The organism is Bacteroidota bacterium (assembly GCA_034723125.1).
Classification (GTDB): domain Bacteria; phylum Bacteroidota; class Bacteroidia; order CAILMK01; family JAAYUY01; genus JAYEOP01.
Genome location: JAYEOP010000362.1, coordinates 1 through 10,520 on the forward strand (window position 1 = coordinate 1; position 10,520 = coordinate 10,520).

At 32.6% G+C, this 10,520-nt stretch carries 6 protein-coding genes; 3 read left to right on the forward strand and 3 right to left on the reverse strand.

Annotated features, from left to right (window positions below; translation table 11 throughout):
* From U9R42_09730 to U9R42_09740, 3 genes are all read left to right on the forward strand, one after another.
* Positions 1-2,775 (forward strand): T9SS type A sorting domain-containing protein (locus tag U9R42_09730; GenBank protein MEA3496301.1); only part of this gene is annotated, 2,775 nt, incomplete at its 5' end.
* Between the two features lie 139 nt (positions 2,776-2,914).
* Positions 2,915-3,718 (forward strand): DNA alkylation repair protein, encoded by an 804-nt coding sequence (locus U9R42_09735; protein ID MEA3496302.1) that lies wholly within the window; start codon positions 2,915-2,917, stop codon positions 3,716-3,718.
* A gap of 90 nt (positions 3,719-3,808) precedes the next feature.
* Positions 3,809-3,997 carry a hypothetical protein gene (locus U9R42_09740; protein ID MEA3496303.1) on the forward strand — a complete coding sequence of 63 codons (189 nt, stop codon included), beginning with the start codon at positions 3,809-3,811 and terminating at the stop codon, positions 3,995-3,997.
* Between the two features lie 175 nt (positions 3,998-4,172).
* Here the strand turns inward: U9R42_09740 and U9R42_09745 are convergent, their stop codons facing one another.
* The 3 genes from U9R42_09745 to U9R42_09755 form a co-directional block, all read right to left on the reverse strand.
* Positions 4,173-6,398, reverse strand: coding sequence for an amino acid permease (locus U9R42_09745; GenBank protein MEA3496304.1), 2,226 nt, complete (start codon positions 6,396-6,398; stop codon positions 4,173-4,175).
* A 95-nt stretch (positions 6,399-6,493) separates the two neighbouring features.
* Positions 6,494-7,144: an isoprenoid biosynthesis glyoxalase ElbB gene (gene elbB, locus U9R42_09750; protein MEA3496305.1), complete on the reverse strand. Its 651-nt coding sequence runs from the start codon at positions 7,142-7,144 to the stop codon at positions 6,494-6,496.
* Positions 7,145-7,230: 86 nt separating this feature from the next.
* On the reverse strand, positions 7,231-10,485 hold the full coding sequence (locus U9R42_09755) for a T9SS type A sorting domain-containing protein (GenBank protein ID MEA3496306.1): 3,255 nt from the start codon (positions 10,483-10,485) through the stop codon (positions 7,231-7,233).
* Positions 10,486-10,520 lie beyond the last annotated feature (35 nt).

Here is a 10,520-nt window from a genome sequence, read left to right on the forward strand (position 1 = left end):
GCCAATATGAGTGCTTTTGAACTAAAATTCAATAAAGGTTATTGGTATATATCCACAACTGTTGGTATTTATGTTAGCATGGATGGAATCAATTGGTACAAAGAAGCAACTACTCCATATTATTTGGGAATGATAACATTAAAAATGCAATTTGTTGAAGATGATATCTTTCTTGGCACTTTTGGAAATGGGGTTTGGAAATATACACATAAAAAGGTTGATGCAGGAGCAGATATTTATTATTGCAAAGGAGATAGTGTTACTTTAACAGCAACCGCTCCTGATTTAAATTTTACATGGTGTTGTGGATTAGGAACAAATAAATCAGTTACAATAGCACCTACAGGAATAAAAAATTATGTAGCATCAGCAACAGATATTTTTGGACTTACAACTTATGATACAGTTGCAGTTATTGAATATCCCTTACCAAATCTAAAATTCAGCATTGATGACACTATTCAATGTTTATCGGGAAATAAAATAAATATTGTTAACAATTCATCAGGAGCTGTTTCCTATGTATGGAAGTTTGGAGATGGAACAACTTCAACAACTTTTCATCCAAGTCATTCATATTCGTTTTATCAGGATACATTTGAAATTACACTTATAGGCACAACAGGTAAAGGTTGTATAGATTCTATCAAGCATTATGTGTTTTTTAACGAACAACCTGTTGTCAGCATTTATGCTGCTGGAGACACATCTGTTTGCCAAGGCGATAGTGTAACAATGTACGCAAATACAGGCACAAATATTAGTTATCAATGGTATAAAAATAACATAGCAATAAATGGTGCTAATCAACCCTTTTATGTTGCTATTCAATCAGGGAATTATTCAGTTGAAATAACCAACAATATTTCAGGATGTTCTAATAAATCAAAAAGTATAGAAATTACTATTTACCAAACTAATTATAATCCTAATTTTACTGCTTCGCCAAGAAATCCAACATGGAGTGTAGCTCAACAACAATTTAACTTAGTAGCATTTACAAACTTAACACTTAATCCTAGCAATTTTAATTTCACATGGTTATTGGGCGATCAAAATACCTCAAATCAATCAGATCCTTTTTACAATTATAAGTTCAACGGTTTATATTCTGTTTCATTAATAGCACAGCACATAAACACCGGTTGTCAGGATACATTTACTCGCGAAGATTACATCATGTGTCAGGGAGGTTCTGCTAATCCATGCCCTATTACTGTTAATATTACATACTCAGGCTCCCCATTAATTTGTAAAAATGATAGTTTTTTAATTACAGCAACCACAACAGGTAATAATTTAAATTACATTTGGACACACGAAGGAACTGTTCTTACACAAGAAGATACTTCTTTTGTTTATGCCAAGAAAAGTGGAAGATACCAAGTTATAGTTTCCGATCCCAATTGTTCTGTTACTTCCCTCCCATTTTACCTAAATCATTATCCAATGCTTGAACCAATTATTTATGGCGAAGGAAACATACGCCCATGCACCAATGATAGCATGAAACTTTTTGTAACAACCTATTATAAAGATTACTATTGGTCAACTGGTGATTCTGGAAAATTTATTTATACTCATAATTCCGGAGATTATACAATCACTGTAACCGGTGTACATAACTGTAAAATAACATCTCAGCCATTTACTGTTAATGCATCCCTTTTAAACGCCCCCGAAATATGTATTGTAACAGTTGATAGTGCCACAAAGAAAAATGTAGTAGCATGGGAAAGACCATCATCAAATATTATTATTGGCTACAATATTTATAAAGAAACTTATCAAGCAAATATTTATCAACTCATAGGTTATCGTCCTTATGACTCATTAAGTGTTTTTGTTGACACAAATTCAAAACCAAGACAATGGTCAAGTAGGTATAAAATCACACTGATTGATACTTGCAACACTGAATCACCACCAAGTCCACATCATAAAACTATACACCTTTTAGCAAACAGTGGAACTTCAGGTGAAAACAATCTTATTTGGAGTCATTATGAAGGATTCAATTTTAGTTCGTATAAAATATACAGAGGAACTTCACCTTCCAATATGGTACTGTTAGATTCAATTCCAAGTAATTTAAACAGTTACTCCGATTTAACTCCGCCAACAGGATTAGTTTTTTATCAAGTTTCTGTTATTGCTCCCGACACATGTTCCCCTTCTGTTTTCCGTGGACAAACAACCTCAGGACCTTTTAGTCATTCATTATCTAATCTAAAAGATTACAATCCTGATAAAAAAGATTATTTATCAGTATCAAATGATACTATAAATTTTGATTCAACAGGAGGAATTATTTTACTTGACGTTTTTACTACTTTAGCAAGCTGGTCTTCTGTTTCTGATAAAACATGGCTAAGCATTAATGATGATATTTCAAATGCAAGAATTTCGCTTACAGCTCAAGCATTTAGTGGACCCGGTGTGAGAAATGCAACTGTAACAGTAAGTGGAAATAGCGTTGATGATTTTATTATAAAAGTTATTCAATCAAGTGTTGTAGGCATTAAAGAAAATATTCAAAATAATAATATTCTGATTTATCCGAACCCTTTTAACAATTTCTTTTATGTTTATTTTGAAGAAACTATGGAAGTATCTCAAATTGAATTAATTGACATTAGTGGAAAAATCATTCAAACTTTTAAAAGCCCAAAAGATAATTTGCTAAAAATAAACAGAAATGAAATTTCAAAAGGAATGTATTTTTTGAGAATTACTTCTGACAAAGTATTTGTTGCAAAAATAATTGCAAATTAATGGAGGTTTTATAATTACATGCACAAATATAGCTTTTAAAAGCACTTTTTTTAAGAACGGGGGGCGTAAATCTGATACTTGCAATGGCAAGAACTCCTGTTTGTGCAAGCAAGTTTGATTATAAAAATGATATAAAAAAATGACTGATACTGAAAAGATAATTGCAGAATTAATAACTTATCAAGACTCTGATGCAGTGAAAGGGATGGCAAGTTTTGGAATAAATCCTGACAAAACTTTAGGAGTAAGAATTCCGATATTAAGAAGTATTGCAAAAAGATATAAGAAACAACATAAAATAGCTTTGGAATTGTGGAAAACAGAAATCCATGAAGCAAGGATACTTGCCTCTATGGTTGATGATCCAAAATTATTGACAGAGGAACAAATGGAAAATTGGGTTGTTGATTTTGACTCATGGGATATATGCGATCAGGTAATAATGAATTTGTTTGAAAAGCGAAAAGACCTTGCCTATAAAAAACCTTATGAATGGTGCAGAAGGGATGAAGAATTTGTAAAAAGAGCAGGATTTGTTCTCATTGCTCGTCTTGCCCATAGTGATAAAAATGCTGATGATAAAAAATTTGAACAGTTTTTTCAATTGATTATATCAAAAGCTGATGATAACAGAAATTTTGTAAAAAAAGCTGTCAATTGGGCTATAAGGCAAATAGGGAAACGAAACTTATCAATGAATAAAGCCACCTTAGAACTTTCAAAAAAAATTCAGAAAATGGATTATAAAAGTGCAAAATGGATTGCAAATGATGCTATTCGTGAATTAACGGATGAAAAAATATTAGAGAGATTCAGGATGCAAGATGCAGGATGCAAAATTCAGGATGCAAGATGCAGGATGCAAGATGCAAGATGCAGGATGCAGGATGCAGGATGCAGGATGCCCAGACGGGCTAACTTCGTGTCGCAGGATGTAGGATAAAGATTCATAATGAAAGAATGTAGAGACAAATCACGATTTGTCTAAACCCAGCACAAAGAAAAAAAACACAAAACAATAATTAGATTCAGGATGCAAGATTCAAGATGCAAGATTCAGGATGCAGGATTCAGGATGCAGGATTCAGGATGCAAGATTCAGGATTCAGGATGCAAGATGCAAGATGCAAGATGCAGGGTGCAGGGTGCAGGGTGCAGGATGCAGGATGCAGGATTCAGGTGCATAATGAAAGAATGTAGAGACAAATCACGATTTGTCTAAACCCAGCACAAAGAAAAAAAACACAAAACAATAATTAGATGCAAGATTCAGGATGCAGAATTTATGTTATTGTTTTTTAATAATTTTTTTTTCGTTCTTTGCGTCTTTGCGTCTTTGCGAGAACAAATAAATTGGATGCAGGATGCAAGATGTGAAAAACATCTATTACTAATTATTAATCTTTAGCAATTTTCATTTTATTTGTTGTGTTTACAAATAGAATATTTCCAATATTATCATAACCGATAAAAATTTCTTTTCCCAATTTCTTAATTTGTTCTTCTTTGAAACCAACAATAGTAAGATCAGAACCTTCTGAGTTTTTACAAATTATACTTTGAATGCTTTCATTTTCTTTTTGTGAAATAATATTAATATTAGAATGTGAAATTGGTAAGTGTCCCGATTTTATTAATTCAAACATTTTGTCTCTGGCATTTTCAATTCCCTCAATAGGATAAACCGCAAATATTTTTATTTCAGCATCTTTCCAGTCTTTATGTCCTAAAATTATATATCCTAAAAGTATCATAAGATTGGCGTTATTGTAATCTTTTGCCGTAATCCAAATATGAATTTCACTTTTATAACCAAATTCTTTTGATGAGCTACCAAGGATACAAACATCAAAATCTATTGATTTAATAAGTTGAAAATTATCAATTATATATTCAATGTTTTCAGGTTCTTTTTTATCAAATTCAAACATAATCATATTGTTTTCTTTGCCTGAAACACTTGGTAACTGAATCACTTGTGCAATTGCAGAAGTAATGGATGGGCTAATTAAAGTGTCAATATATACGTTGCTTTTACTTGCTTCCGCAAGTTTTATCAGTTTTTCACGAACAGTTTTAGATTCTTTATTTGATTGTTTTGAAAGATAGCCTTTTATGTAATGAATATGAACTCCAAAACCATATTTGTAAGAAAACCATTTTAATAATTCAAAGGCACTAAATCGCTTAAAAGAATCGCTTGTAATACAAACTACAGAAGGTCTCCAACTACTGGAAACCCCTTTGTTATCCGATTTCTGAAGAAAAATTCTTAGTTTCCTTGTTGTTTGAAAAATAAATCCTTGAAAAATATTAGCAACGCCTGATCTATCTTGATGATAGTAAGAAATTAAGCTGTAAATACTTATTATGGAAACAAGTGAAAGTATTGCATAAGGTAAGTTCATTTTGAACATTAACCAAAAACTTAAAATAGCTCCAATTAGAGAAAATTGCCATTTTGATTTAAATGATGGTCTGTATGCGGGGTCTGCCGCAAAATGTTCTAAAAATGAGATAGCACAAATAGCTCCGTAAGTGATTATAAAAAACATTGAAATTATCTCTGCAATAAAGTTGATGCTACCAATTGAAACAAAAAAGAAAGCAATTATGATTGTAAATAATGATGCATTACGTGGTTCATTTGTACCTATTTTTCCACGAGCTATCCATTTATTTATTTGTGGTAATTTAAAAATATTATCAGCACCTATTGCCTGTAGTGTTCGTGGTGCAACCATAATTGAACCAAGTGCTGATGAAATTGCTGCTGCTGCAAGTCCAATAGGAATAATTGGTCCCCAAACAGCAATTTTGCTCATAATAAGTTGATCATTGGCTAATTGTTCAGGACTTGCACATGCAGTTAATTTATATGCTGCAAAAATATAAACAACTATTCCTGTAAAAGTAGCCGAGATAACTCCTAAGGGAATAGATTTTTTTGGGTTTTTTAAATCTCCTGACAGTCCGAGTCCAGCAATGAGTCCTGTGAATGCAGGAAAAATAATTATAAAAACATAAAAGAAATCGTCAGGTTTGGAAACTGTTTCTCTTAAATTTGGTACATAATCGGGATCAATTGGGCTACCAATGAAAAACAAAAATAATGAGATAAAAAGTATTACTGCTACAACATATAAGGCTTTCATTCCCATATTTGCTCCGCGTGATATTATCAAAAAAGATAATAATATCATTACAGGAATACTTATTATTCTGACATCGTGAAAGTTGGTGCCAAATTTTTGATTAACAAAATCAAACACAGGATTAAAAGCTTCTGCAAATGCAATTACATAAAATGAAACACTTATAGCTTGTGATAAAAATAATGCAACACCTACAGCACCACCAATGTTGAGTCCAAATGAACGTGAAATGATGTAATAAGCCCCACCTCCTTCTACACGCTGGTTTGTAGCTATTTCGGCAATAGCCATAGCAGTTGGTACTGTTACAATATGACCAATTACAATTAGACCTATTAGCCCCCAGAAACCAACATGTGCTGCTGCATATCCAAAACGCAAAAATAGTACGGCACCTAAAATCGTTGTAACAGTAGTTAGATAAACAGGTAAAGTTCCAAAGCCTATTTTCTTGTTAGATACTTCCATTATTTTTATTTTGCTTAAGGGAGATTCTATAAAATAAATTTACATAAGGGAGATATTATAAATAACATCTCTTGATACAGTCAAAAAAATGACTATCAAATCATTTGCATAATAATCTTTACAATATTTTCTGCACCATCAGCGATTTGACCAATTGTTGCGTCAAGCATGTAGCATGGTGTTGTAACAACTTTATGTTTTTCATCCACAATTACTTGACCATGGTCAGTTAATTTATGAACTCCGTCCATTTTTTCAATACCTTCTGCAGTTTCTTTATCTTTCCCGATAGTAACTTCCAAATCTTCTCCTATTACTTTTGTAATCAGGGCAGGTGAAATACAAAGTGCACCTATTGGTTTATTCATTTCAACAGTACTTAATATTGCTTTGGAAATTCTCGGGTCAACGGAACAATCAGCACCATCAAATGCGAATGTACATAGATTTTTTGCTACTCCAAAACCACCGGGAAAAATTAGAGCATCAAACTTTGATGGTTTGTATTCAGTTAATTTATGAATATTTCCTCTTGCAATCCTTGCCGATTCTATCAATACATTTCTTGATTCCGGCATTTCTTCTCCAGTAATATGATTTATAACATGATACTGTTCAATGTCGGGTGCAAAAATTGTATATTCAGCACCTGCTCTATTAATTGCAAGCATTGTTAATACAGATTCATGAATTTCCGAACCATCAAAAACTCCGCATCCTGATAAAATTATTGCTATCTTTTTCATATCTTAAATATCTTTTATTAAGTAAAATTAATAGTGCAAATTACAATTTTGAAAACAATTATCCAAAACTATTAATTTGTAGTCATTTAATTTTTGACTATTTTCATTATCACAATATTTGAATTGTTTGTTATTTTTAAAATATAAATACCTTTCTTAATATTTTGAATATCAATCTGATTACTTTGTTTAACTAATCTTTTTGATAAAATTAATTTCCCCTCACTATTATATAAATAAGCTAATGAATTTTTATAAAAATTGTTTTTAAAAACAATGTTTAATTCTTCGTTAGCGGGGTTTGGAAATATTAGATAATTGTTGTTAATAGAACTTTCAAAAATAGCATCCGGTTCAAAATAATAAGAATCCGATGTGGCAGAACAACCGTGAATGTTATTAACAATTACATAATAATCTCCTTTTGTAGTAGGATGATATGAATCTCCTGTAGCAGATACGATAATTCCTGTAGAGTTGTACCATTGATTACCTGTCATTAGGCTTGAATAAAGTGTATCTCCATTTTGAAAGATTAATGGCTTAGGAGGATTTTCATAAACATTTACATCCATTTCTTTTTTCGCAGAAATGCAACCTTTGTCGTCAATAATTAATGAAACATTTTTTGTTCCGCTACCGCCCCAGCGAATTGTGTAAGGTCCTTCTCCTGAACCTGAAACAATGAACCCTGATGAAAAGTCCCATTGATAATTTGCAGTTGTTGAGGCATAACCTGTAAAAGTTATTATGTTGTCTTTGTTTACACAAATGGAAGTATCGGCAGTAAAAGTTGCCACAGGAATTGGTATAACATTTACAATAACATCAGTTTGAGTAGAGGTACAGCCGTTTTCACTAACAGTTAGACTTAGATTTTTGTTCCCTCCTGTTCCCCAGTAAAGGATGTATGGTCCTTGACCACTACCTGAAATTATTGTAGCTCCTGAAAAAATCCAATTGTATATTGCTGAGGATGAGCCTGTACCTGTGTAATTTATTGTGTCGTGTTCTCCTTGGCAAACTTTTGTTCTTGTAAGAAAAGTAGATGTAGGTCCTTGATTTACCTGAACATTTTTTGAGTTTTGAGTAGAAGAACATCCGTTTTCCGAAACAGTAAGCGTAATATTTTTTGAACCTCCTGATGTCCAATAAACAATATATGGTCCTTGTCCTGAACCTGATACAACTGTTGCTCCGCCAAAATTCCAATTATATGTTGCTGAAGAAGAGGATGAACCTGTGTAGGTAATTGTGTCAGGATCATAAGTGCAAATCGGAGTAATTACAGTGAAACTTGCATCGGGAGTTGTTGTTACATTTATTTGTTTTGATGTTTGTGATGATGTACAATTATTTTCAGTAACTGTTAATGTAAGATTTTTCTTTCCTTGAGTTGACCAATTTAAAATATATGCTCCTTGACCTGAGCCTGAAATAATTGTTGCTCCGTCAAAATCCCACTTATAAGTTGCACTTGAAGAAGCATTGCCTGTGTAAGTTATTGTATCATTTGCAGTTGTGCATATTCCTGCGGATGCAGTAAAGGAAGATGTTGGTGTTGTATTTACTGTAACATTATGAGTTGTTTGAGTTGATGAGCATCCGTTTTCTACAACTACAAGGCTAACATTTTTTACTCCTCCGTTTGCCCATCTTAAAACAATTGGTCCTTGTCCACTTCCTGAAATAATGCTTGCTCCATCAAAATCCCAATTATAAGTAGCGGATGATGATGCTGTACCTGTATAATTTATTGTGTCTTTTGTATTACTGCAAATTATTAAGTTATTGATGCTAAATATTGAATTTGGTGTTGAAAATACATTTATACTTGCATTTGTTTGTGTGGATGTGCATGAGTTTTTACTTACTGTTAATGAAACATTTTTTGTTCCTGTAATTGCCCAATTTAAAATATATGGTCCTTGTCCTGAACCTGAAATTATTGTAGCACCATCAAAATCCCATGTATATGTTGCTGTGTTATCTGCATTTCCTGTGTAAGTAATTGTATCATTAGAAGCTGTGCAAGAGTTTGAATTGTAATTGAAAGTTGAAGTTGGAATTTGATTTACAGTAATATTTATTGCACTTGATGTTCCAATGCAAGAGTCTTGGTCTTTTACTGTTAATGTAACGGAAATTGTTGTTTTTACATAAATACTTTGTGTTGTATCTGATGTTGACCACAAATATTGAGAATAGCCTGATGGTCCGCTTAATTTAACACTGTCTCCTGCACAAATTGATGTACTTCCGCTTACTGTAATATTGGGAGTAAAACTTTGGCAAACAATTGCTTTTCGTATAACATGATTATCTTGATCGGCTATGTAAAGGTTGCTGTCTGTAGGATTTAAAACAATAGATTTGATATTATAAAAACGTGCAGTTGTTCCGTTTCCATCTTGATAGCCCGAAGTACTTAATTGTGTGCTACCAACGTATGTACTTAATGTATTCCCATCATATTTCCTTATTCTATGTTGGTCGGAAATAAAATAATCATTGTTAAGAATAACTAAATCGGAAGGTGTCCAAAGACCACTTACAACAGTACTCACAATATTAGTTGATAGGTCTATTTTTCTAATTGCCGAATTAAAAAGGTCGGCAACAAAAAGGTTTCCGTTATGATAAATTATTCCTGTCGGGTAATTAAATTTTGCAACTGTAGTTGCATTTCCATTAACATTTCCTGATTGTCCTGCTTGTCCTGCAAATGTTGTAACAGCTCCTGATGGAGTGATTTTTCGTATTACATGATTTCCTTGGTCGGCAACATAAAGGTTTCCATTTCCATCAACTGCAACATCAGTAGGTCCTTGAAATTGTGCTACTGATGCCGAGCCATTTGCATAGCCCGGATATGATGTGTAATTTAGACCTGTTGCTGTATGTTTTCCTGCAAACACAGTAACTGCTTGGGCATTACCAATACTTGTAAAAGCAGATATTTTTCGGATAACATGATTATTTTTGTCAGCAACATAAATTTCATCATTGGGTCCTATTGCTATTCCTGAGGGAGCATTGAATTTTGATGTAATTCCACTTGCATTATAAAATCCTGCTTGGTTGTAAGCACCTGCCCTTGCATAAATTAGCCCATTTGAATAAAGCATTTTTATCACATGTCCTCCCGATTCACTTATCCATAAATTACCTTGGCTATCGTAAGCAAGTCCATAAGGTTTGTTAAATTTTGAAGAAGATTTGTTCAATCCACTTGTATAACCTAATGTTTGAGCGGTTCCTGCGTATGTGCTTACTTGCTGTGTGTGAGCAATTGAAATACAAAACACTAAAATCAATGAGGAAATTATTGCTTTTTTCATAATTTTTTAATTTTGGTTTATAATTATTTTAATGA

Coding starts and splice junctions, on each gene's coding strand:
- U9R42_09735 (MEA3496302.1), top strand. CDS start 2,915: ATGACTGATACTGAAAAGATAATTGCAGAATTAATAACTTATCAAGAC.
- U9R42_09740 (MEA3496303.1), top strand. CDS start 3,809: ATGCAAGATTCAAGATGCAAGATTCAGGATGCAGGATTCAGGATGCAG.
- U9R42_09755 (MEA3496306.1), bottom strand. CDS start 10,485: ATGAAAAAAGCAATAATTTCCTCATTGATTTTAGTGTTTTGTATTTCA.
- U9R42_09745 (MEA3496304.1), bottom strand. CDS start 6,398: ATGGAAGTATCTAACAAGAAAATAGGCTTTGGAACTTTACCTGTTTAT.
- elbB (MEA3496305.1), bottom strand. CDS start 7,144: ATGAAAAAGATAGCAATAATTTTATCAGGATGCGGAGTTTTTGATGGT.